Annotated in this window: 19 protein-coding genes and 1 riboswitch; of the genes, 10 read left to right on the forward strand and 9 right to left on the reverse strand. The window is 65.1% G+C overall.

Annotation, left to right across the window (positions count from 1 at the left end; translation table 11 throughout):
- On the forward strand, nucleotides 1–948 hold a 948-nt coding region (locus A9513_RS08940; RefSeq protein WP_255302834.1), incomplete at its 5' end, for an NAD-dependent epimerase/dehydratase family protein.
- A gap of 74 nt (nucleotides 949–1022) precedes the next feature.
- On the opposite strand, the gene A9513_RS08945 is transcribed toward A9513_RS08940, so the two are convergent.
- From A9513_RS08945 to A9513_RS08970, 6 genes are all read right to left on the reverse strand, one after another.
- Nucleotides 1023–1466, reverse strand: coding sequence for a ketosteroid isomerase-related protein (locus A9513_RS08945; protein ID WP_024762659.1), 444 nt, complete (start codon nucleotides 1464–1466; stop codon nucleotides 1023–1025).
- A gap of 100 nt (nucleotides 1467–1566) precedes the next feature.
- Complete coding sequence (locus A9513_RS08950) at nucleotides 1567–2148, reverse strand: TMEM165/GDT1 family protein (protein WP_141678363.1); 582 nt, start codon at nucleotides 2146–2148, stop codon at nucleotides 1567–1569.
- A gap of 15 nt (nucleotides 2149–2163) precedes the next feature.
- Nucleotides 2164–2357: riboswitch (yybP-ykoY riboswitch) on the reverse strand.
- 44 nt (nucleotides 2358–2401) lie between these two features.
- Nucleotides 2402–3859: an amino acid permease gene (locus A9513_RS08955; protein ID WP_024762661.1), complete on the reverse strand. Its 1458-nt coding sequence runs from the start codon at nucleotides 3857–3859 to the stop codon at nucleotides 2402–2404.
- 120 nt (nucleotides 3860–3979) lie between these two features.
- Nucleotides 3980–4981, reverse strand: coding sequence for a class I SAM-dependent methyltransferase (locus A9513_RS08960; protein WP_065084503.1), 1002 nt, complete (start codon nucleotides 4979–4981; stop codon nucleotides 3980–3982).
- 52 nt (nucleotides 4982–5033) lie between these two features.
- Complete coding sequence (locus tag A9513_RS08965) at nucleotides 5034–5798, reverse strand: DUF1835 domain-containing protein (RefSeq protein WP_037012645.1); 765 nt, start codon at nucleotides 5796–5798, stop codon at nucleotides 5034–5036.
- Nucleotides 5795–6760, reverse strand: coding sequence for a 2-hydroxyacid dehydrogenase (locus A9513_RS08970; RefSeq protein WP_065084504.1), 966 nt, complete (start codon nucleotides 6758–6760; stop codon nucleotides 5795–5797). The genes A9513_RS08965 and A9513_RS08970 overlap by 4 nt, the downstream gene beginning before the upstream one ends.
- A gap of 219 nt (nucleotides 6761–6979) precedes the next feature.
- Here A9513_RS08970 and A9513_RS08975 point away from each other — a divergent pair, with 219 nt between their 5' ends.
- On the forward strand, nucleotides 6980–8446 hold the full coding sequence (locus A9513_RS08975; RefSeq protein WP_083196052.1) for a DUF1266 domain-containing protein: 1467 nt from the start codon (nucleotides 6980–6982) through the stop codon (nucleotides 8444–8446).
- Between the two features lie 86 nt (nucleotides 8447–8532).
- Nucleotides 8533–9162, forward strand: a complete 630-nt coding sequence (locus A9513_RS08980; protein ID WP_037012647.1) for a LysE family translocator — start codon at nucleotides 8533–8535, stop codon at nucleotides 9160–9162.
- A 76-nt stretch (nucleotides 9163–9238) separates the two neighbouring features.
- On the opposite strand, the gene A9513_RS08985 is transcribed toward A9513_RS08980, so the two are convergent.
- Nucleotides 9239–10414, reverse strand: a complete 1176-nt coding sequence (locus A9513_RS08985; RefSeq protein WP_065084506.1) for an acetyl-CoA C-acyltransferase — start codon at nucleotides 10412–10414, stop codon at nucleotides 9239–9241.
- A gap of 402 nt (nucleotides 10415–10816) precedes the next feature.
- On the opposite strand from A9513_RS08985, the gene A9513_RS08990 reads away from it, so the two are divergent.
- The 4 genes from A9513_RS08990 to A9513_RS09005 all read left to right on the forward strand — a co-directional run bounded on the left by A9513_RS08990 (nucleotide 10817) and on the right by A9513_RS09005 (nucleotide 19114).
- Nucleotides 10817–12499, forward strand: a complete 1683-nt coding sequence (locus A9513_RS08990) for a fatty acid--CoA ligase (RefSeq protein WP_065084507.1) — start codon at nucleotides 10817–10819, stop codon at nucleotides 12497–12499.
- Nucleotides 12500–12707: 208 nt separating this feature from the next.
- Nucleotides 12708–14630: a DUF1302 domain-containing protein gene (locus A9513_RS08995; RefSeq protein ID WP_065084508.1), complete on the forward strand. Its 1923-nt coding sequence runs from the start codon at nucleotides 12708–12710 to the stop codon at nucleotides 14628–14630.
- Nucleotides 14631–14785: 155 nt separating this feature from the next.
- Nucleotides 14786–16153, forward strand: coding sequence for a DUF1329 domain-containing protein (locus A9513_RS09000; protein ID WP_065084509.1), 1368 nt, complete (start codon nucleotides 14786–14788; stop codon nucleotides 16151–16153).
- A gap of 234 nt (nucleotides 16154–16387) precedes the next feature.
- A complete protein-coding gene (locus A9513_RS09005; protein WP_065084510.1) occupies nucleotides 16388–19114 on the forward strand; it encodes a LuxR C-terminal-related transcriptional regulator in 2727 nt (908 codons plus the stop codon).
- A gap of 193 nt (nucleotides 19115–19307) precedes the next feature.
- Here the strand turns inward: A9513_RS09005 and A9513_RS09010 are convergent, their stop codons facing one another.
- Nucleotides 19308–20180, reverse strand: a complete 873-nt coding sequence (locus A9513_RS09010; protein ID WP_024762670.1) for a hypothetical protein — start codon at nucleotides 20178–20180, stop codon at nucleotides 19308–19310.
- Nucleotides 20181–20343: 163 nt separating this feature from the next.
- Between A9513_RS09010 and A9513_RS09015 the strand changes: the two genes are divergently transcribed.
- Entirely contained in the window at nucleotides 20344–21282 is a 939-nt protein-coding gene (locus A9513_RS09015) for an alpha/beta fold hydrolase (RefSeq protein WP_065084511.1), read from the forward strand.
- 213 nt (nucleotides 21283–21495) lie between these two features.
- On the opposite strand, the gene A9513_RS09020 is transcribed toward A9513_RS09015, so the two are convergent.
- Nucleotides 21496–22335, reverse strand: a complete 840-nt coding sequence (locus tag A9513_RS09020; protein ID WP_024762671.1) for a metal-dependent hydrolase — start codon at nucleotides 22333–22335, stop codon at nucleotides 21496–21498.
- Between the two features lie 121 nt (nucleotides 22336–22456).
- On the opposite strand from A9513_RS09020, the gene A9513_RS09025 reads away from it, so the two are divergent.
- Together A9513_RS09025 and A9513_RS09030 are read left to right on the forward strand one after the other, a co-directional pair.
- Entirely contained in the window at nucleotides 22457–23476 is a 1020-nt protein-coding gene (locus A9513_RS09025; RefSeq protein WP_065084512.1) for an AraC family transcriptional regulator, read from the forward strand.
- An 83-nt stretch (nucleotides 23477–23559) separates the two neighbouring features.
- A complete protein-coding gene (locus A9513_RS09030) occupies nucleotides 23560–24201 on the forward strand; it encodes an MBL fold metallo-hydrolase (RefSeq protein ID WP_024762673.1) in 642 nt (213 codons plus the stop codon).
- Nucleotides 24202–24203 lie beyond the last annotated feature (2 nt).

Raw genomic sequence — 24203 nt, forward strand, 5'->3', positions numbered from 1 at the left:
GGCCACCATGCCGCCCGCGCGATCAAGGCGGCGGGCCATCAACTGGTGCTGATCCACCGACCCTCGTCGCAGATCCAGCGCCTGGCCTATCTGGAGCCGGAGTGCCGGGTGGCCGAACTCTTCGATCACCAGGGCATGGCCCGCGCGCTTAGCGGCCTGGACGCGGTGATCTTCAGCGCCGGTTACTACCCGGTGCGGCCGCGTCGCTGGCAGGAGGAAGTCGCCAGCGCGCTGGACCTGACCAACCACTTCTACGCCGCCTGCCTGCAGGCCAGGGTGCCGCGCATCCTCTATGTCGGCTCGGCGTTCGCCATGCCTTTGCATCCGCAGGGGTTGCCGGGGCATGAGGGGCTGTTCTACGAAGGCTTGCCCACCGGCAAGAGCGCCTACGTGATGTGCAAGTGGGCGCTGGACGAGCAGGCTCGTGAACAGGCTCGCGGCGGGCTGCCGGTGGTGATCGGGATTCCCGGCATGGTGCTGGGCGAGCTGGACATCGGCCCGACCACCGGCCGCCTGATCACCGCCATCGGCCGCGACGAGATGCTGCATTACGTGCCGGGGCGGCGAAATGTCATCGATGCTTCCGAAGCCGGGCGCGGTCTGCTCAAGGCTCTGGAGCGCGGCCGGGTAGGGGAGCGTTATCTGCTCACCGGGCACAACATCGAAATGGCCGAGCTGACCGCGACCATCGCCAGGTTGCTGGGCAAGCCGGCGCCAACGCCGATGCCGCTGCACCGCGCCCGCGCGCTGGCGACCCTGGGGCGCTGGCGTTATCGCCTGACCGGCAAGATGCCGTTGCTCGATGACACCGCCATCGAGGTGATGGCCGGCGGGCAGTTCCTCGACGGCCGCAAGGCACGCGAGGAGCTGGGCTTCGAGTCGCATGTGCCGTTGCAGGACACGCTGGAGCGCGCCATTTCCTGGTTCCACGCCAACGACTACCTCTGATTTCCAGGGCCAGCAGTTGTAGGTGAACGCGAGCCAGAACAACAAGCCCGGCACATGCCGGGCTTTTTAACTGATCAGGGCAGCGCCTTCTCGGCGAAGGGCCGGTTGGGCAGCCCCATCTGCGCACGGAAACTTTCCATGTCGAACAGCGTGCACAGCTCCTGTACCTGGTCCTGGCTGTTGAACACCCAGAAGCCCATGGCCGAGATGCTGACGATGCGGTCGCTGGCCGGGTAGCCCAGTACGGGCCGGACAATGCAGCCCATCAGTGTGCTCCAGGTAAAGACCTTGTTGCCCTCGCGGATGCATTCCTCGACGGCCACTTCCAGATCGTCCATGCCGCCGCGGATTTCCTCCACCAGTGCGCGGTAGCCGGTATTGTCCAACGGTTGCGCGGTGAAGGCGCTCTTGTAGATGAAATCCGGACTGTGCAGTTGCTCCACCAATGCCAGGTGTCCCTTGTTCCAGGCGAGGTCGATGTGCTGGCGGGCGATCTTCTTCAGGTCTTTTTCCGGCATGGCGACTTCCTTTGTCGTAGGAGGCGGAATCGCCACTGTGTATCGCAGGCGATACACAGGCATTGGCCGGCGCGCCAGCCTCCCATCGAAAAGCTCTCGGTCAGAACACGCCGCCCAGTTTCAGCGCGTGGTACACGGCGGCCAGGCCGAGGACGGCGAAGGCCGCGGCAGTCAGGCGACGGATCAGGTTCAGCGGCAGGCGCTCGGCGGCGAAGTTGCCGGCCAGCACTACCGGCACGTTGGCGATCAGCATGCCCAGAGTGGTGCCGATGACCACCAGCCAGAAGTGCGGGTACTGCGCGGCCAGCATCACCGTGGCAACCTGGGTCTTGTCGCCCATCTCGGCGAGGAAGAAGGCGATCAGGGTGGTGAGGAAGGGGCCGAATTTCTTCAGCGAGCCTTCTTCGTCGTCATCCAGTTTGTCCGGGATCAGGGTCCAGCCGGCAACGGCCAGGAAGGATACGGCCAGTACCCAGCTCAGCGTGGCTTCGGAGAAGAAGCTGGCGACCCAGCTGCCGACGGCGCCGGCGGCGAAGTGGTTGGCCAACGTGGCGGCGATGATCCCGGCGATGATCGGCCAGGGCTTGCGGAAGCGCGCGGCGAGGACGAGCGCGAGCAGTTGTGTCTTGTCGCCGATTTCCGCGAGGGCAACGATCAGGGTGGGGACGAAGAGGGATTCCATCAGGCTTCCTAAGGGGCGGGTCGACGAATCACCATGACACGCGCCACCTGCCCGCCCCGGGTCAGGTTGCTCGTGTCATAGGTCTTGTCAAACCCCGGCCTGAACGCTGCAGGCCTGGATCGTACGCGCCATGGTCTGCGGACCAAGTGTGTTGACGCGTACCGGGCGAGCGGGTTGCTCGCGGGAGACTACTCCCCTAGGACGGGGCGCATTCTGCCCAAGTCCTGGGACTTGGGCAAGCCTGCGTGTCGGATCATTCGCGGGTGGGGCGAATGTCCATGTCTTCGTAGCGGATGAAGCGGGTGCCGTTCTTCCAGCGATAGCCCAGCCAGATGGCGAGGAACAGCGGGATGGTGATGTAGGTGGCGACCAGTCCCGCCCAGTCCACGTGCTCACCGACGAAGGCCTGGTAGTTCTGCCCCAGGGTGATGATCAGGCAGAGGACGAACGCGAACAGCGGGCCGAAGGGGAACCACTTGGCGCGGTAGGGCAGGTCGCCGAGGTTGCCACCTTGCAGGACGAAGGCCTTGCGGAAGCGGTAGTGCGACACCGCGATGCCCAGCCAGACGATGAAGCCGCACATGCCCGACGCGTTGAGCAGCCAGGTGTAAACGGTCTTGTCGCCGATGAAGCTGGTGAGGAAGCACAGCGCGCCGATCAGCGTGGTGGCGTACAGCGCGTAGCGCGGCACGCCGCTCTCGGACACCTGGGTGAACATTCGCGGCGCCTTGCCCTGGGTGGCCATGGTGTAGAGCATCCGGGTGGAGGCGTACATGCCCGAGTTGCCGGCCGAGAGAATCGCCGAGAGGATCACCGCGTTCATCACGCCGGCCGCGGCCGCCAGGCCCGCACGCTCGAACAGCAGGGTGAAGGGCGAGGTGCTGATGTCGCTGCTGTCAGTCTTGAGCAGATTCGGATCGGTGTAGGGAATCAGCATGCCGATGACGAAGATCGACAGGATGTAGAACATCAGGATTCGCCAGAACACCTGGCGGATGGCGATGGGAATGGACTTCTGCGGATTCTCCGATTCACCGGCGGCGACGCCGATCAGCTCGGTGCCCTGGAACGAGAATCCGGCGATCATCGCCACCCCGATCATCGCCTGCAGGCCGCCGACGAAGGGCGCATCACCGGTGGTGAAGTTGCTGAAGCCGGGGCTGTCGATGCCATGCATGATGCCGATGATGCTGGCCAGGCCGATGCCGATGAAGACCACCACGGCGACCACCTTGATCAGCGCGAACCAGAATTCGCTTTCGCCGAAACCCTTCACCGAGAAGAAGTTGAGCATGAACATGATGCCCAGGAAGCCGGCGCTCCAGTACATGCCCGAGACTTCCGGGAACCAGAATTTCATCACCAGCTGCGCCGCCACCAGTTCGGCGGCAATGGTCACCGCCCAGTTGTACCAGTAGTTCCAGCCCATGGCGAAGCCGAAGCCATCGTCGATGAAGCGGCTGCCATAGGTGCAGAACGAGCCGGAATCGGGAATGTAGGCCGCCAGTTCGCCGAGGCTGGTCATGAGGAAGAACACCATCAGCCCGATCAGCGCGTAGGCCAGCAGCGCACCGCCGGGGCCTGCGGTGGCGATGGTGCTGCCGGAGGCGACGAACAACCCGGTGCCGATGGAGCCGCCGATGGCGATCATGTTCAGGTGGCGTGGCTTGAGAGAGCGCTTGAGGTGATGTGGCTTCTCTTTCGGCCCCATGGCGAATGTCAGTTCGACGTCGTCTTTGATTCTGCGATTCACGGGTGTCCTCGATAGTTCAGGGCGAGCGGCGATGCGCCGATCCGGGCAGGCTCGGTGGAGTGTAGTGCGAGCCTGGGATCAGCGCCGGGCGCTGTAGAGTCGGAAGCCGTCGGCCTCGGCCAGGGTGCGGCAGGGGCCCAGGTGCTGTTCGATCAGCGGCGGGTATTTCAGGAAGCTGTTGGCCACCAGGCGCAGCTCGCCGCCGGGCGCCAGGTGGCGGGCAGACTGGCGCAGCAGGTGTTCGGTGGCGGCGTAGCTGGTGTGCACGCCCTGGTGGAAGGGCGGGTTGGTGACGATGGCGGCCAGATCGCTTGGCGCGGCGTCGATGCCGTCGCCCGCAATCACGTCGCCTTCCAGTCCGTTGGCAGCCAGGGTCAGGCGGCTGCTTTCGACGGCGAAGGCGTCGACGTCCAGCAAGGTCAGCCGGCTTTGTGGATAACGTCGCTTGAGCGTCGCGCCGAGCACGCCTGCGCCACAGCCGAAGTCCAGCAGGTGGCCGACGGGCAGATTGTCCAGGTGCTCCAGCAGCAGGGCGCTGCCGCGATCCAGGCGGCCATGGCTGAACACGCCGGGCAGGGTGATGACGTGCAGCGGGCCGTCGGCCAGCGGCAGTTCATAGCGTTGCGCGAGGGCATGCAGGTCGGGCGCTGCCGGGGCGCCGTCGATGTGCGTGTGCCACAGCTGGCAGTGGCGAGCGCTGTCGAGCTTGCTGGCGCGGCCGAATTCGCCGAGCTGCTTGCTGGCGCGCTCGACACCGGCACGCTTCTCACCGACCAGGTACAGCTCGCCGTCCGGCACGCAGCTGGCCAGCGCGGCCAGAAGGTAATCGGTCAGTTCGCGGGACTTGGGCAGGAACAGCACAGCGGCGTCGAACTGGCCCTCGGGCGGTGTGGCGCCGAAGTGGCAACGGCCGGCGTAGCGGGCTTCGAGCTGTCGGGCCTCGCCGGCGTGCCAACTCCAGCCTTGCGCCTGCGGCAGGTCGCCGAGCAGGGCGTCGGCGGGCAGGCCGGCGAGCAGGACGCGGCCCTGGAAGCGCTCGATCTGGCGCAGCAGCACTTCACTGGTGGGGGCGTTGGACATGCGGCCTCCTCGAAAAAAGGGCGCGAGTTTAGCAGGGCTGCCGCGGCCGAGCCTAGGCGAGCCGCACCTCGGCGTTCCTCCAGAAGTCCTCGCCTCGCAGTTCCAGGGCGCCGGCCGCGACTTGTGCGCGCAGGCGCCAGGCGGCCAGCAGGTCGCTGACGAACAGGCCGTCGACGTAAGCCATGGTCGGCCCGATCAGCGATTGCACCGGGCGCCAGGACTCGCTGGCGCTGTCCAGCAGGATGCGGTCGATATGTGCGTAACCGGTGCCGCTCAACTGGCCATCGAGCCACAGGCGCAACTCGGCGTTCTCAAGCAGCGCACGCTGCCAGTCCGCGCCCAGGCGCTGGCGCTCGGTGGCTTCCAGTTCATGACTGCCGGCCAGGGCGTTGGCCAGTTCCTCGGGTTTGAGCATGGCGATGGCGTGGCGGTCCTCGCTGCGGCACTGGCCGCTGCCAGCGCCAACGCTGCGCAGGGTGACGTGCGCGGGTAGTAGCGCGCAGACGCGCCGCAGCAGCAATTGCTCGCTGGCGCTGTCGCCGTGCCAGAGGGTGACGGCGGGTACGTCGGGGCTGCGCAGCCAGTTCACTTCGGTGGCCAGTTCGATGGCGATTTCCCGGTTCTGCAGGGCGTCGCCGCCCAGTTCGTGCCAGAACGCGGCGCGTTGCTGGCAGGGCGGGGTGTCGACGTCACTCAGCGGGCCGACGGCCAGGTCGTCCGGCATCACGCGGATTTTCTTCTCGGTCAGCACGCCTGCTTCGACCGCACGGCGCAGGGCATCGGCGGCGCCGTCGCCGCAAACCAGGTGCAGGCTCATGGCGCCACCACCCGGCGCGGCTCGCCGGCAAAGAAGCCGGCGGCGTTCTCGCTCAACTGGCCGACGATGCGCTGCCGTGCCTCGCGGCTGCCCCAGGCGCTGTGCGGGGTGAGGATGAAGCGCGGGATATCGCCGGCCAGCAGCGGGTTGCCGTCCTTGGGCGGCTCCACACTGAGCACGTCGAAGGCCGCACCGCCCAGATGGCCGCGACGCAGGGTGTCGGCGAGCGCCTGTTCGTTCACCAGGCCGCCGCGGGCCGTGTTGATCAGGAAGGCGCCGGGTTTCATCAGGTCCAGTTCGCGCTGGCCGATCAGGTTGCGCGTGGCGTCGGTCAGCGGGCAATGCAGGGTGAGGGCATCCACCTGCGGCAGCAGGTCGTCCAGCGCCAGGCGATCGGCGCGTGGTGGGCGGCCGGGCAGGGCGCCGAGCAGCACGCGCATGCCGAAGGCTTCGGCCAGCTTCGCCACCGCGCCACCCAGTTCGCCGTGGCCGAGCAGGCCGAGGGTCTTGCCCTCCAGTTCGACGATGGGGAAGTCCAGCAGGCAGAACTGCGGCGCCTTCTGCCAGCGGCCTTCGCGGATCGCCGCCTGGTAATCCGGCAGGCGGGTGGCCAGGGCGAGCAGCAGCATCAGAGTGTGCTGGGCCACCGACGGGGTGCCGTAGCCCTGGCAATTGCTCACGGTCACGCCGTGCTGGCGCGCGGCCTCAAGGTCGACGTTGTTGGTGCCGGTGGCGGCCACCAGGACCAGTTGGAGGTCCGGGCATTGCTCGAACACCTCTGCAGTGATGCGAACCTTGTTGCTGATCGCCACCTGTGCGCCCTGCAGCCGCTCGGCCACCTGCTGCGTGTCGCTGCGTCCGTGCAGGACCAGTTCGTCGAAAGGTGCGCGCAGCGGCGCGAGGTCGAGGTCACCGAGGTCGAGGGAGGCATGGTCGAGGAAGACGGCGCGAACGGGATTCATGAGCGATGACACCTTGATCGGAAGGGCGGGATGAGGGGGATTCTCGGCACAACCGCCGTTGCGGACAACCCGCGCTACCCGCACGTGCACGGCTGGGCTGTCTTGCTTTGATGGTAGATGTTTGATTGAAAAGTCTGACGGGCGTTTCAGTTTTCCCTCATCTGCCAAGCGTCAACGGCTTCGTAGATTGCACTCATCCAGATCCTGAGGTGAGTCGCGATGATGGGATGGATTCTTTCCAGCCTCACAGCTATCCGGGCGCTCGGCGCACGCGTCGGGCTGCGCGGTGATGGGCATTTTCCCGGTCCACGGGCGCGGTGGCGCCGACCGAGTACCCCGGCTGGCCCCGAGCCCCTGCTGTGCTTCGGCGCACTGATGGCAGCCTGTAACGGGGCGGTTGGGCATTCGCTGGCTGGCGAGTGCTCGGAGGTCGCCGCCGGCCTGGCCAGGGAACTGGGTGAATGCTGGGGCATAGACGATGCCGGTTCGGCTCGCAGCACCTTGCAGGATATGTTGCTCGAAGCCCATGGCCAGCAATTGGACGGTGACTTTCAGCGCCTGCAGCGCAATGAATCCAGTGCGTTCGACGGTGAGCAGCGGTTGCGCTGGCAGCGGGCGAAGCAGGCCTGGGTCAAGGCCGGCCTGACGTTGCCGTGTCACTTGTCGATGGCCGCCCATGACTACGAATGCATCGCCTGGCTGGCACGTCGCTGCCGTGCCTGTGGATACCTCACCGAAGCCGAGGCCTGGTTGACCCTGGCCTGGGTTGCCGACGCGGCGATCCGCAGCTTCGCCAACTGGCAGGACTACGCCGCCTCCTTCGTGCTGGGACGGGCAACCCTGCTGCGCGACGGGCAACAGACTGCGCTGGCGATCCGTGCGTTCAAGGAGCTCATGGGGGAGAGGCGTAAAGGCAATGCGGTGGCTGGCCTGTGGCAGGCGCATCCGCTGGCGGGCATACAGGTGGCCGAGGTGGTCCTGCACTCGGAACACCCGGTCGAAAGGCCCGGCCTCCCTGCGCGGCGGGCACTGCTCGCCTTCGGGGCGCTGATCGCTACCAGTGGTGGCGCGCGTGCCGATTCCCTGGCGATCGCGGACCATGAACGGGAACTGAACCGGGCCTGGCTCGCCGAACGTTGGAACGCCACCGACCAGAATGGCGTTCTCCAGCGTATGGAGTGGCTGATGGACCATGGCAGCCGACTGAAGCTGGACCCCTTGCTAGGACAACTGGGCACCGTGGGTGGTAAGCGGAAAACTGACGGAGTGGCCTGTGGGGCGCGCTTCGAGCAGGCGCGGCGGGCATTGCTCAAGGCCGGGCACGATCCGGAGATGATCGAGGACTGTCAGACCCTGCTGGCCTACGATCTGGAGCGTGCAGCCTTCGGTGCGCGGCTGGCTTTCAGTGCTGGGTTGCTGGATGAAGAGGCACTCTGGAATGCCCTGCGCCACATGGCTCGTCAGGCCCGTGCGGCGTTCGATTGCTGGGAGCAATACCTGATCTCGATGGTGCTCGGCCATGCCCTGGCCAACGAGGATTGGGAGGTCGGCAAGCGCCTCATCCGTAGCGGCATGGAACTGCTGGACGGCATCAGCCCTTTCGCCGACTATCTTTCGCCCTGGCAGGCCTGCCCGCTGCGTCAGCTTCCTCTGCTGCACGCTCTTGGCCACGCCGGCGCGCGCTAGTTTCCGCGTCTCCTGCCAGCGGCTTGTCGGTTGCCCGTCGCTTCGTATAGAAGATGAGCTTTTCTCGGCGGTTGTTCGGAGGCGCGATGTACTGGGCGGAATTTCTCACGGTGGCGTTCATTCACCTGCTGGCGGTGGCCAGCCCCGGCCCGGATTTCGCCGTGGTGGTGCGCGAGAGCGTGACCCACGGCCGCCGTGCCGGCACCTGGACGGCACTGGGCGTGGGTAGCGCGATCTTCCTCCACGTCACCTACTCGCTGCTGGGCATCGGCCTGATCGTGTCGCAGTCGATCGTGCTGTTCAACGCACTGAAATGGCTGGCAGCGGCCTATCTGCTGTACATCGGCTTCAAGGCTTTGCGTGCGCGCCCGGCTGATCCGGCGGCGGCAGAGACGATGGCGGCTCCGGTCGCCCGTACGGCTCGTGGTGCCTATGTCGCCGGTTTCGTCACCAACGGGCTGAACCCCAAGGCCACGCTGTTCTTCCTTTCGCTGTTCACCGTGGTGATCAACCCGCATACGCCGTTGCTGGTCCAGGCCGGTTATGGCGTGTACCTGGCCTGTGCCACGGCGGTGTGGTTCTGCCTGGTGGCGCTGCTGTTCAGCCAGCAACGCGTGCGCGCCGGCTTCGCTCGCATGGGCCACTGGTTCGACCGGCTGATGGGCGTGGTACTGATCGGCCTGGGGATCAAGCTGGCCTTCACCGAGTTGCGCTGAACGCTCCTGCAGGAATGCTTTGTTCCGAATGAAAAAGGGGCGCCCGAGGCGCCCCTTTTTCATGCCTGACGAAGTATCAGACCAATTCGATCGCCACCGCGGTGGCTTCGCCGCCGCCAATGCACAGCGAGGCCACGCCACGCTTGCCGCCCTTTTTCTGCAGGGCGTTGATCAGGGTAACGATGATCCGCGAGCCGGTGGAACCGACCGGGTGGCCCTGGGCGCAGGCGCCGCCGTAAACGTTGACCTTGGCGTGGTCCAGACCGTGTTCGCGCATGGCGAGCATGGTGACCATGGCGAAGGCTTCGTTGATCTCGAAGAGGTCGACGTCGTCCTTGCTCCAGCCGGCCTTCTTGAACAGGTTGGCCATGGCGCCGATCGGAGCCAGGGTGAATTCGGCCGGGTCCTGACTCTGGGTAGCGTGGGCGACGATCTTCGCCAGCGGCTTGAGGCCACGGCGGGCGGCTTCTTCGGCGGTCATCAGGACCAGCGCGGAGGCGCCATCGGAGATGGAGCTGGCGTTGGCGGCGGTGATGGTGCCGTCCTTGCGAAAGGCCGGGCGCAGGCCGGGGATCTTGTCCAGGTTGGCGGTCAGCGGCTGCTCGTCGTCCTTGACCACGGTCTCGCCCTTGCGGGTGGTGACGGTGACCGGGACGATTTCCGAGGCGAGCGAGCCGTCCTTGATGGCGGCCTGGGCGCGTTGCAGGGATTCGATGGCGTAGGCGTCCATTTCCTCGCGGGTGACGTTGTACTTATCGGCAGTTTCCTGGGCGAAAGAACCCATCAGGCGGCCGGTGCGGGCGTCCTCCAGGCCGTCGAGGAACATGTGGTCCTTGATCTCGCCGTGGCCCATGCGCAGGCCGGTGCGGGCCTTCTCGATCACGTAGGGAGCATTGGACATGCTTTCCATGCCGCCGGCGACCATCACGCTGTTGGTGCCCGCCTTGAGCAGGTCGTGGGCCAGCATCACGGCTTTCATGCCGGAGCCGCAGAGCTTGTTGATGGTGGTGCAGCCGGTGGCGGCGGGCAGGCCGGCGTTCAGCGACGCCTGGCGGGCAGGGCCCTGTTTCAGACCGGCGGGCAACACGTTGCCCATGATCACTTCCTGCACGTCTTCGGGCTGGATGCCGGCACGGGAGATGGCTTCGCGGATGGCGATGGCGCCCAGGTCGACGGCGGAAACGCCGGACAGGCTGCCCTGGAAGCCGCCCATGGGAGTACGGGCGCCGCTGACGATGACGATCTCGGACATGACTAACCTCTTCGCTCTTGTTGTAGGAGTCCGCGTAGGACCGGCTGCGCATCGGTAGAACTGCGTTGGAAGCAGGCTCGGAAGCCGCTTGCGGCTAACGCGCTTCAGCGCGGCCCCGCAGGGGCGAGCGAAGCGAGTCATGCTCATTTACAAGATGTAAACTCCGCTCCCTCGCCTGCTTCCGCCTTGTTCTGCTCTAGCTCGCAGGCCCTACGCGGACTCCGGGTAAAGGTACCGGCCGTGAACGGACGGGCGTCAGTATTCTACCGCGTGACCGGATGTCGCCAAAGAGTCATCGGCAAATCACTCTTTTGACTGATGAATGGCTCGGCGCAGCGCTCTAGAGTCGGTCTCATCCTGATGAGACTCAACTCGAAATCCAGCCTTGAGAGTGCGCACGCCATGCTGAAAACCCGCGTCATCCCCGCTGCTCAGAACGCCTATCAGTATCCGTTGTTGATCAAGAGCCTGCTGCTGTCCGGCAGTCGTTATGAAAAGGGCAGGGAGATCGTCTATCGCGACAGCGTGCGTTACACCTATGCCACGTTCAACGAGCGTGTGGCGCGACTGGCCAACGTACTGACCGACGCCGGTGTGAAGGCCGGTGACACGGTGGCGGTGATGGACTGGGACAGTCACCGTTACCTGGAGTGCATGTTCGCCATCCCGATGATCGGTGCGGTGCTGCACACCATCAATATCCGTCTTTCGCCGGACCAGATCCTCTACACCATGAACCACGCCGACGACCGCTTCGTGCTGGTCAACAGCGAATTCGCCGCGCTCTACCAGGGCATCGCCGGGCAATTGACCACGGTGGAAAAGACCCTGCTGATCACCGACGGTGCGGACAAGACCAGCACGCTGCCCAATTGTGTCGGTGAGTACGAGACCCTGCTGGCTGCCGCCAGTCCGCGCTACGCGTTCCCAGATTTCGACGAGAACTCGGTGGCCACCACTTTCTATACCACCGGCACCACCGGTAACCCCAAGGGGGTGTATTTCACCCACCGTCAGCTGGTGCTGCATACCCTGGCCATGGCTTCGACCATCGGCAGCCTGGACAGCATCCGCCTGATGGGCACCGACGACGTCTACATGCCAATCACACCGATGTTCCACGTCCACGCCTGGGGCGTGCCGTACGTGGCGACCATGCTGGGGGTGAAGCAGGTTTACCCGGGGCGTTACGAGCCGGAGCTGCTGTGCAAGCTGATCCGTGAGGAGAAGGTGACCTTCTCCCACTGCGTGCCGACCATCCTGCAGATGATGCTCAACGCCGCCAGCGCCAGGGATCACGACTTTGGTGGGCTGAAGATCATTATCGGTGGCAGCGCCCTTAATCGAGCGCTCTACGATGCCGCCAAGGCCCGCGGCATCCAGCTTACCGCCGCTTACGGGATGTCCGAGACCTGCCCGCTGATCTCCTGTGGCTACCTCAACCAGGAACTGTGCGCCGGCAGCGAGGACGAGCGCACTACCTACCGCATCAAGGCCGGTGTGCCAGTGCCGCTGGTGGAGGCAGCGATCATGGATGAACACGGCGAACTCCTGCCGGCCGACGGCGAATCCCAGGGCGAGCTGGTGCTGCGCGCGCCCTGGCTGACCCAGGGCTACTTCCGGGAGCCGCAGAAAGGCGAGGAGCTCTGGACCGGCGGCTGGATGCATACCGGCGACGTGGCGACCCTGGATGGCATGGGCTTCATCGATATTCGCGACCGGATCAAGGATGTGATCAAGACCGGCGGCGAATGGCTGTCCTCCCTGGAGCTTGAAGACCTCATCAGCCGCCACCCGGCGGTGCGCGAAGTGGCGGTGGTCGGCGTGCCCGATCCGCAGTGGGGCGAGCGCCCATTCGCCCTGCTGGTGCTGCGCGATGGCCTCGCGCTGGATGCCAAGGGGCTGCGCGAGCACCTCAAGCCTTTCGTCGAGCAGGGCAACATCAACAAATGGGCGATTCCATCGCAGATCGCCGTTGTTACTGAAGTTCCCAAGACAAGCGTTGGTAAGCTCGACAAGAAGCGCATCCGGGTAGACATCGCCCAATGGCAGGAGGCCGGCAGCGCCTTCCTCTCCACGGTGTGACCGACGACCGGCAAGTCACGGTTGGCGGGCGGCCGTGCCAAGCAAGCGCTTGGCACGGCGCAGCCCAGTGATCACGCCACCTTGGGGCCTGCGCAAGCGTCTAGTCAGGGCCTTTGTAAGACAAATCACACTTTCGAGCGATCAAGCGTTGTGGGGCGCTGGATATAGTCGCCACTACTCATAACAAAAAACACATGGAGTAGCGTCGATGAAAACCATGCAACATATCTGGCGCCTGGCACGGTTGCCGCTGGCAGTCAGCCTGGCTTCTTCGCTGGCGGCTCCCGCTTCCGCTGTCAGCTTCAACATCGGGGAAATCGAAGGCTCGTTCGACTCGACGCTGTCCGTGGGGGCCAGTTGGTCGACACAGAACCCCAACAGCAATCTCATCGGCGTGAACAACGGCGGCAAGGGCCTGTCCCAGACTTCCGACGATGGTCACCTGAACTACAAGGCCGGCAAGACCTTCTCGAAGATCTTCAAGGGCATCCACGACCTCGAACTCAAGTACGGCGACACCGGCGTGTTCGTACGTGGCAAGTACTGGTATGACTTCGAGCAGAAGGACGAAAATACCGAGTTCAAGCCGCTCTCCGACCACAACCGCAAGGAAGCCGCCCAGGCCTCCGGCGGTGAGATTCTCGACGCCTTCATCTATCACAACTACAACATCGCCGACCTGCCGGGCACCGTGCGCCTGGGCAAGCAGGTGGTGAACTGGGGTGAAAGTACCTTCATCCAGAACGGCATCAGCGTGATCAACCCGTTCGACGTCACCGCCTTCCGCCGTCCGGGCTCCGAGATCAAGGAAGCCCTGGTGCCGGTGAACATGTTCTACCTGTCGCAGAACCTCACCGAGAACCTCTCCGCCGAAGGCTTCTATCAGCTGGAGTGGGACCAGACGGTGGTCGACAACTGCGGCACCTTCTTCTCCCAGCCGGACGTGGTGGCTGATGGCTGCACCCAGAACCTGGCGGTGCTGACCAACAATCAGGCATCGATCAACACCCTGAACTCCTTGCTCGGCCCAAGCCTGGCCCTGACTCCCTCGCCGTGGAACGAGGGTATCGTGGTGCGCCGTGGCCCGGACCGTGACGCCCGCGACAGCGGCCAGTACGGCTTCTCCCTGAAGTACTTCGCCGACAGCCTGAACACCGAGTTCGGCGGCTACTATATGAACTACCACAGCCGCTTGCCGATCTTCAGCGGCCGTGGCGCCGACACCGCCAAGGTGGCGCAGATCAACCAGTTGATCACCAACATTGCGGCGATCAGCCCGTCCCTGGCGGCCCAAGCCGGCGCGGCGGCGATGGCGGGGAACTCCAGCTACTTCATCGAGTACCCCGAAGACATCCGTCTCTACGGCCTGAGCTTCTCCACCACGCTGCCCACCGGCACCGCGTGGCAGGGCGAGATCAGCTACCGTCCGAACGCCCCGGTCCAACTGAACACCACCGACATCCTGTATTCCGGCCTGGACCCGGTGTCCATCGGCGGCAACCACGTCTACGACAACGCCTCCGTGCTGACCGGCACCGCCGGCCAGGACCTGCATGGCTACCGCCGCAAGGAAGTTACCCAACTGCAGACCACCTTCACCCACTTCTTCGACCAGGTCATGGGCGCCGAGCGCCTGACCCTGGTGGGCGAAGTTGGCTGGACCCACGTCGGCGGCCTGGAAAGCCAGAACAAGGCGCGCTACGGCCGTGACCCGGTCTTCGGTCCTGGCCCGCTGAACGGCAGCCTCAACGGCCGTCCGACGTGCGAAGCGCTCAACGTCTCCACCCTGGGCACCGCCAACGCCAACAACGTCAGCCGCAACTGCGAAAGCGAAGGCTTTACCACTGCCGACTCGTGGGGCTACCGCGCCCGCGCCATCTGGGACTACAACGACGTCTTCGCCGGTGTGAACCTCAAGCCCAACGTGGCCTGGCAGCACGACGTGGACGGTTACTCCCCCGGCCCTGGCGGCAACTTCGAGGAAGGCCGCAAGGCGATCAGCCTGGGTATCGACGCCGACTATCTGAACACCTACACCGCAAGCCTGGCCTACACCAACTACTTCGACGGCAAGTACAGCACCGTCGACGATCGTGACTTCGTCAGCCTGAGCTTCGGTGTGACCTTCTAAGCCGGCCGTTCAACCGGCAACCGGCCCGCCCGCGTGGCGGGCCATCCGCGCGGGCGGGGTGACCCGCCCCGCGCGAGCAGCAGACAAGACCCGCGAACCGCGTTTGCAAGCGCGGCCACCGCGGTGGGCAAAGACTCAACGAGGACGATAAACGAATGAGAACAACAAAGATCCTGCTGCACACGGGCGCCCTGGCGCTCAGCCTCATCGCCTCCCAGGTGATGGCGGCCGTCTCTGCCGATGAAGCGGCGAAGCTGGGTTCTACCCTGACTCCGATGGGCGCAGAAAAGGCCGGCAACGCCGACGGCAGCATCCCGGCCTGGACCGGCGGCCTGCCCAAGAATGCCGGCACCGCCGACAGCAAGGGCTTCCTCAGCGACCCGTTCGCCAACGAGAAGCCGCTGTTCACCATCACCGCGCAGAACATGGATCAGTACAAGGCCAAGCTGACCCCCGGCCAGCAGGCTATGTTCAAGCGCTACCCAGACACCTACAAGATGCCGGTGTATCCGACGCACCGGACCGCCACCGTGCCGGACAGCGTGCTCGCCGCGACCAAGCAGAACGCCACCAATACCAAACTGCTGCAGGGCGGCAACGGCCTGGAAAACTTCCAGACGGCTAACCCCTTCCCGATTCCGAAGGACGGCCTGGAAGTCATCTGGAACCACATCACCCGCTACCGTGGCGGCCACGTACGCCGTCTGGTGACCCAGGCCACGCCGCAGGTCAACGGTTCCTACTCGCTGGTGTACTTCCAGGACGAATTCGTCTTCCGCACCGACCTGAAGGACTACGACGCCAGCAAGCCGAGCAACGTGCTGTTCTACTTCAAGCAGCGTGTAACCGCCCCGGCGCGTCTGGCCGGTAACGTGCTGCTGGTGCACGAGACCCTCGACCAGGTGAAGGAACCGCGCCTGGCCTGGCTGTACAACGCCGGTCAGCGCCGCGTCCGCCGTGCGCCGCAGGTCTCCTACGACGGCCCGGGTACCGCCGCCGACGGCCTGCGTACCTCCGACAACCTGGACATGTACAACGGCGCGCCGGACCGCTACGACTGGAAACTGGTGGGCAAGCAGGAGCTGTACATTCCGTACAACAACTACAAGCTCGATGATCCCAAGCTCAAGTACGCCGACATCATCAAGCCCGGTCACCTGAACCAGGACCTGACCCGCTACGAGCTGCACCGCGTATGGCACGTGACCGCCACCCTGAAACCGGGCGAGCGCCACATCTATGCCAAGCGTGACTTCTTCATCGACGAAGACACCTGGCAGGCCGTGGAAATCGACCACTACGACGGTCGTGGCACCCTGTGGCGCGTAGCCGAGGCGTTCAACCAGTACTATTACAACTACCAGGTACCGTGGTACACCGCGGAAACCCTGTATGACCTGCTGTCCGGCCGCTACCTGGTGCTGGGGCTGAAGAACGAGGAGAAATCCGCCTACGACTTCAACTACAGCGCTTCGGAAAGCGACTTCACCCTGGCAGCGCTTCGCCAGGAAGGCGTGCGCTGATCCCCCGATCCCCACGGGTGGTTCCGCGGTGAAAAAAGACCGGCCTTCGGGCCGGTTTTTTTATGGAGCATCATCTGTCAGATGAATGGAGGGAAGAATGTCGGACTTATTCCAGTCATCTTGTGAGCAAAGGTAACAAAATCGACTTCTATTCCTGGCCGTGAGCGGCTAGGCTCGGACGGCAGTGTGACCTTCGTTGACATAGCGATAAGAGCTAGAGCAAGAGCCAGGCCGATGACCGACTTCTCGACTCTGCCAAGTCTGACCGATATTAACCCCAGCACGGCCGGCAGCCGCTTCTTCCGGCCGCCGCTGCCGCATGGCCACGTCGCCCGCTCGCAGCTTTGTCAGCGCATGGCCGCCGGGCTGGAGGGGCGGCTGATACTGGTGTCCGCGCCGGCCGGATTCGGCAAGAGCTCGCTGGCCATCGAATTCTGTCAGACCCTGGAAAGCCAATGGCGCAGTCTGTGGCTGGGGCTCAGTGGCAGGGACAGTGACCCCGGCCGATTCCTCGAACGCCTGCTCGAAGGCCTGCGCCTGCATTTCCCCACCCTCGGTGAAGAAGCCCTGGCGCTGCTGAAAATGCGCCAGCGCCACCAGCCGTTCGCTTTCGAATCCTGGCTCGATGACTTGCTCGATGAACTGGTCGGCAGCCTGTCCGTCGACCGTCCATTGCTGCTGGTGCTGGACGACTACCACCTGGCCCAGGGCGCGGTGCTCGACCGCTGCCTGCAGTTCCTCCTCAATCACCAGCCCGCCGGCCTGGTCGTGCTGGTCACCAGCCGCCAGCGGCCGGACTGGCACCTCGCGCGCCTGCGCCTGTCGCGGCAACTGCTGGAGTTCACCGAACAGGACCTGCGCCTGACCGTCGAGGAAACCGCGCAACTGGTCTCGGCCAGCGGCGCCCAGCTCGACGACAACGCCCTGGACAACCTGGTCGAGCGCAGTGAAGGCTGGATCGCCGGCCTGCGCCTGTGGCTGCTGGCCCATGGCGACGAACTGGCGGCGAACGTGCCCGATCTTTCGGTGCATGGCGCGGAGGAGCTGATCCGCGACTATCTATTGGAAGAGGTGATCGACAAGCAGTCGCCGGAGGTCCAGGTATTCCTGGCCCAGACCGCGCGTTTCGAACGCTTCTCTGCCGAGCTTTGCGACGCGCTGCGTGACGCACACGACAGCGCATCGATCCTGCGCCATCTACAGCAGCACCAGGTGTTCCTCGTGCCGCTGGACGAGCAAGGCCAGTGGTTCCGATATCACCACCTGTTCTCCGACCTTCTGCTGGCGCGCCCGCTGCCTGGCTCAGGGCCGTCCACCGCTGCGCTGCACCTTCGCGCGTGCCGCTGGTTCAGCGCCCAGGGACTGTTCGATGACGCGGTGGAGCAGGCCCTGCGCGCCGGCCATCCGGAAGTCGCGGCGAGCCTGGTACAGAGCCTTTCCGAAGAACAACTGCTGGCCGAGCAGAACGTCGCCACGCTGCTGCGCTGGAAGATGGACCTGCCCGACAGCCTGCTGGCCAGCACGTCGCGTCTGATCGTGCTGTACAGCTGGGCGCTGGCGCTGGCCTGCCAGCTGGATGCGGCGGAGGAACTGGCTGCGCAGCTGTCGCGCTTCCTGCCCGCCGCCGATGCCACGGCCCAGCGCGATCTGCTGGCGCAATGGCAGGCTCTGGCCGGAGTGATTGCCCGTGGCCGCGGCGAGATCGATGCGGCCGAGCGCCACTGCGAAGAGGCCATGCACGGCCTTGGCCCGGAACGCTTCGGCCCGCGCCTGTTGTGCCTGTCGACGCTGAGCAACCTGGCCATCGTGCGCGACGATCTGTGGCGCGCGCGCGGCCTCAACAGAGAAGCGCTGGAGCTGGCGCAGCGCTTCGGCAATCCGCTGTTCGAGGCCATGGTCCATTACGACCGTGCCCGCGTACTGCAAGCACGCGGTGAAGTGCTGCGTGCCGAAGACGAAGTGCGCCAGGGGCTGGCGCGGCTTTCCGGTCTGTCCTCGCAGCGGCGCTATGCCGTGCGTGGCCGGCTGATGCTTTACCAGGGCTACCTGCGCAGCCTCGCGCTGCAACCGGACGAGGCGCGCAAGTGCCTCAAGGCCGGCATCGAGGAAGCCCGCGCCTGCCGCGACATCAGCCTGGTGATCGGCTTCTGCGTGCTGGCAAGTCTGGAGGGGCGGCTGGGCAACTACACCCGTGCCTTCGCCCACCTCGCCGAGGTCGAGCGGATGATGCATGTCTGGGACGTGCCGCCGGTCTATTACCTGTCGGCCATCACCCTGATCAAATGCGAGCTCTGGCTCGGCCAGGGCCAGGTCGAACTGGCCAGTGCCTGGCTGGAGCGTCTGCGCGACACCTACACCGGCGCCGAGCCGGCCACGCCACCGGAATGCTCGCCGCAGCTGCCGCGCAATGTGGAAATGCTCCAGGCCCAACTGGAGCGCCGCGAAGGCCGCATGACCGAGGCCGAAGCACGCCTGCGAGCCGTGGCCAGCGGCGCCCTGCAAGGTGGTGCGCAGTTGCAGGCGCGCTTTGCCCAGGGCCAGCTGGTTGCCTTGCTGCTGCAGGATGGCCGCGAGCGCGAGGCTTCCTTCGAGTTGGGCGAGTGCCTGAGCGGCCTGGCCGCCGGCCTGACGATCCCGCTTCAGGAAGTGCTGCAGCAACATCCGGAATGGCTGCGCGAGCAACTGGCCGTGCGGGTCACCTCGCCAGCCATCGAGGCCCTGCGTGAACGCTTGCCGGCGGCGCCGGAGCGCAGCACGACGCTCACCGACTGCCTCAGCGGCCGTGAGCTGGCCGTGCTGGAACTGATCGCCCAGGGCTGCTCGAACCAGGAGATCAGCGATCGCCTGTTCATTTCCCTGCATACCGTGAAGAGCCACGCCCGGCACATCAACGACAAACTCGGCGTGGAACGTCGTACCCAGGCGGTGGCGCGGGCGAAGGAGATGGGGTTGCTGCGGTAGGAGCTCCTCTACCTGGGTTTCCCCTCTCCCTAAGGGAGAGGGGACTGATCGGAGCAGGGAGTGGCCAAGGCATCAGCCGGCGCGGACGGCTCCCTCTCCCTCTGGGATAGGGCTGGAGTGAGGGTGCCGAGCCGTGGGCTCCGATGCTGGGCTGATCTTCAGCTATCTAAACAGCGATCCGCTGGCTCCAGGCTCACATCCCCTTCTTCTTCTCCGCCTCCGCCGGCGCACTCAAATCCAATCCCTTGGGCGCGGCCTGCCCCTTGGCTGGCGCGGCCAGCTGTTTCTGAACATCCGCCTGGATCGCCTGCAGTACCGGCAGCAGGTCGCGCATGTTCTCGCGCACCTCTGGGTAGGCGTGCTTCTGCGCCAGTTCATCCACGCGCATCAGCAGTTGCACGCGCACTTCCGGCGGCAGGTGGATGAAGAGTTCAGGCAACTGCTTTGCCAGTTCGGCGCTGTAGAGCACCAGGTCCTGGCGATCGAACTGGGCAGTCAGGCCGAGGTAGTCCAGCGCGCTGCTGGTGAGCATCGAGGCGGCGGCCTTGGCTTCCTGCATGCCCTGCAGGCGTACCGGGTTGCGCTGCTCGCTCTGTGCCAGGGTCATCCAGAACTCCACCGTCAGGTTGAACAGGATCGCCTGTTCGCGCAGCGAGTAGCTCATCAGGCCCAGCGCCTCGGCACCGTAGGGCTGCTTGGCGGCGCGGAAGTTGAAGTACAGGCGCATCAGCTCCTTGAGCTTGAACAGCACCTCGCGCGCCTCGTTCTGCCGCAGCTCCAGCGGCGCGTAGATGTTCAGCTGCGGGCGGAAATTTTCCTCGCTGACCATGCGCTGGTAGATCGGCCCGGTGAACTCGCCGCTGCGCCGGGGCAGGCCGTTGACCTGGGTCTCGTCGATCTTCTTCAGCGCGTCGATCAGCACCTGGTAGTCGGCGCTGGTCCAGTTGCGCTGGATGTCGGGAATCTTCTGGCCCAGGTAATAGAGATCGGCGGACAGGGCCGGGCGGCACAGGAGCAGCAACAGCACGGCCAGCGGCCACAGCGAACGGCGAGTCAGGATCGGCACGAACGGGCTTTCCTTGCGCGAGGGCGGGTCGGGCTAGGTTAACCAGGTGCAAGGCCTGCGTCATCCCGTGACGGGCCTCGACACTACCTAGGTTGGGCGCGGCGACGTGGGCGCTGTGGTGTGATTCGGGTTTGAGAACAACAAGCACGGGAGTCACTCGTCCATGACCGCCACATTGTCTGTGCAACCGCCGCTGGCCGAGGGCCTGGCCCGCTATGGTTTCGGCCACCTGCCGCTGGCTGCGCTGAAGGCACGCTACGCTTCGCCCGAGTCCGGTTCGAAGTTCATCCACGTCGACGGCTTCGACATCCATTACCGCGACGAAGGCAGCCCCGACAAACCGGTGCTGGTGATGGTCCACGGCGTAATGGCCTCGCTGCATACCTGGGACGGCTGGGTCGCCGAGTTGTCCGAGCACTTCCGCATCATCCGCCTCGATGTTCCCGGCTTCGGCCTCACTGGTGGCGGCCAGGACCGCGAGTACGACGGCGAGCGCCTGGTGAAGGTGTTCGGCCTGTTCCTCGACCGCCTGGACCTCAAGCAGGTGTCCATCGCCGGCAACTCGCTGGGCGGCTACATCGCCTGGAACTATGCGCTGGCCAACGCCCACCGCGTCGAGCGGCTGATCCTCATCGACCCGGCCGGCTACTACATGCAGAAGGTGCCGCTGATGATCGCCAGCGCCGTACTGCCCGGCGCCGGCATCATGATGCCGATGTGGATGCCGCGCGCCATGGTGGCGCAGGGCATCAAGGAAGTCTACGGCGATGCGCGCAAGATCAAGCCGGGTGTGATCGATCGTTACTACGACATCAGCCGCCGGCCGGGTAACCGCCGCGCGATGATCGACATCTTCCGCGTACTGGTGAAGGCCAACCGCGAGGAGCTGCCTACCACCCCCAACCGCGTCGCCGCGCTGAAGGTGCCGACGATGCTGATGTGGGGTGAGCGCGATCGCTGGATTTCGCCGCGCCATGTGCCGATGTGGCAGCGTGACGTACCGGGGATCGAGGTGAAGGTGTATCCGGGCGTGGGGCATATCCCGATGGAGGAAATCCCCGAGGAGTCGGCGGCGGATGCGCTGCGCTTTCTGCATGCTTGACTGTTGATCGCCCCAAGAAAAAGCCCGGCCAAGCGCCGGGCTTTTTTCTCTAACGGCTTTTTGTAGGAGCGAGTTTGCTCGCGAACCGCATGAGCGCCAGATTCTCCAGCCGAGTAAAGAGCTTCGCGAGCAAGCTCGCTCCTACAGAGGGCTCTGCGTCCGCAAACGACACCGCCCCGACAGGGCGGGGCGGTGTTCGAAGCGAGGCGCGGATCAGCCAGCGTGTGCCAGCGGCTGCGGGTCGTATTCCTTGCGTACCTCGTAGAGCACATCGAGGTTGTTGTGCTGCCATGGATGGAAGTCGGACTTGAAGAAATCCAGGTACTCGCGCAGCAGTGGGCGGAACACGCCGTGCTTGCCCCAAGTCCACTTGATGCCGTCGCGCCAGACGCGCCAATTCCACAGCAGGCCGTCCACCTTGAGCATGTGCACCAGGCCGCGGAAGGTATCCAGCACGAAGAAGAAGGTCGCCATGCGCATCGCCCGGCGCAGCAGCTTGCGGCTGCCGCAGACCTGGTTGTAGACGTCGAAGGCCACCGCCTTGTGCTCGGTTTCTTCCAGTGCGTGCCACCGCCACAGGCGCTGCATCACCGGGTCGGCACCTTCCATGGTGCGCGGGTCGGTCAGCAGCCCGTTGGCCATGATCGCGGTGATGTGTTCCAGCGCTGCGGTCGCGGCCAACTGGCGCTTGGCGGGGAACTTCTTCTGGGTGAAGCGGATGCGCGCCTGGGCGCGTTTCTCGATGGCGGTGACGTCGTAGCCCAGGTCGCGCAGGCGCTGGCTGTAGGTCAGGTGCTCGCGGCTGTGGTGACCTTCCTGGCCGATGAAGCCGCGGATCTGCTCTTTCAGCACCGGGTCGCTGATCTGGTCGCGGAACTGCCGCACCGAGTCGATGAAGAAGCGCTCGCCGTCGGGGAAGAGTACCGACATGGCGTCGAACAGGTGGGACTTGAAAGCGTCTCCGCCGTGCCAGTGACGCGGCAGCGGATCGGGCAGGTCGAAGTCCATGTGCCGGGGCTTGATCTCCAGTCCTGCGGGGGTGGTGCTGGCCATGGCGGCTCCAGTGTGGTGGTTGTCCATGGTCATTACTCTGGGCTTGTAGCGGAAGCGTCACAAGGTTATTGTCTGCCAACTTTCCGGTCATATCCGGCCAGCGGTCAACATAAGAAGAACGATGAAGCAACCGCTCAATTTCACCGCCGAACTGGTGCCGGTCGCCTATGCGCAGGCGCTCCTGGACCTTGCCGAAGAGCTTGGCGTGCCGCGCGCGCGCCTGTTCGAGCTGGCCCGCGTGCGCCCCGAAGTACTGCAGAGCCCCAACGGTCGGTTGTCCTTCGTCGATTTCCATCAGTTGTCCAGCGCCGCCCTGGCGCACTGCAACGAACCCGCCTTCGGCCTGCTGCTGGGGCAACGGCTGAACGTCTCCACCCACGGTATCCTCGGCTACGCCGTGCTGTCCAGCGCCAATCTCGAGCGTGCCATCGCCTTCGCCCTGAAGTACTACCGCGTGCTGGGCCTGGCCTACGATCTGGAGATGGTGGAAGACGGCGGCGTGTCCTACCTGCGGGCCAGCGAGTCGATTCCCCTCGGGCCGACGAGCCGCTTCGCCGCCGAGGGTCTGATGACCAGCCTGCACACCATCGCCCGCTTCCTGGTGGGCGAGCCGCTGCAGGGCGTCAGTGTTGGCTTCGCCCATGCCGAGCCGGACTACGCCGAGCGCTACGCCGAGGTATTCGGCGGCGAAGTGCTGTTCGACCAGCCGTTCCACTTCATCGGCCTGCCCAGCGAATACCTGGCGCGGCCCATGGCGCTGGCCAACCCGGCCACGGTGCAGATGTGCGAGCAGCAGTGCGAGGCGCTGCTGGCCACGCTGGACGTGCAGGAAGGCCTGCTGACCCGCATCCGCCGCCTGCTGCTGGCGCGCCCCGGCGAGTTTCCCGACCTGGAGGCGGTGGCGACGGACCTGCACACCAGTGGCCGCAGCCTGCGTCGACATCTTTCGAACCTGGGTACCACCTACCAGGAAGTGCTCGACGACGTGCGCAAGCGCCTGGCCCTGCAATACCTCACCACGACCCACTTGCCGCTCTACGAAATCGCGCTGTTGCTGGGCTTCAACGATCCGTCGAACTTCCGCCGGGCGTTCCGCAAGTGGACCGGCAAGCTGCCCACGGATTACCGCCAGGGCGACTGAACCGTCGACCGGGCCGGCTCGCCAGGGCAGGGGGAATCAGCGAAAATGGGCGTCGTGTACTTCCGCCACCCAGCGAGCCCTTGATGAGCGAACAGCCTGCCCTGATCCGCGAAACCTTCCCTGTCGGCCCCTTGCAGTGCAACTGCACCATCATCGGTGATCCCGTGACGAAGAAGGCCATCGTCGTCGATCCGGGTGGCAACCACGAGCTCATCCTGCAACGTCTCGACGCACTGGGGCTCAAGGTGGTCAGCATCATCCATACCCATGCGCACCTGGATCACTTCCTCGCCTCCGGGCAGATGAAGGAAAAGACCGGCGCGACCCTGCACCTGCACAAGGACGACCAGTTCCTCTGGGACAACCTGGAAATGCAGTGCCGCATGTTCGGCGTGCCCTATACGCCGGTGCCGTCGCCGGACCAATGGCTGGCCGACGACGAGGAACTGGCCTGCGGCTGCGGCGTGGCGCTGCATACGCCGGGGCACACGCCGGGCTCCATGAGTTTCTGGTTCCCGAAGGACAAGCTGCTGATCGCCGGCGACACGCTGTTCCGCCGCAGCATCGGCCGCACCGACCTGTGGGGTGGCGATTACGCCACTATCGAGCGTTCGATCCGCGAGCGTCTCTATTCCCTGGACGAAGAAGCCACCGTGGTTACTGGCCACGGTCCGGATACCAACCTGGGCGACGAGATGCGGGAGAATCCCTTCATCCGTGCTTAAGG

This window comes from Pseudomonas sp. AU12215, assembly GCF_001675465.2.
Classification (GTDB): domain Bacteria; phylum Pseudomonadota; class Gammaproteobacteria; order Pseudomonadales; family Pseudomonadaceae; genus Pseudomonas; species Pseudomonas nitroreducens.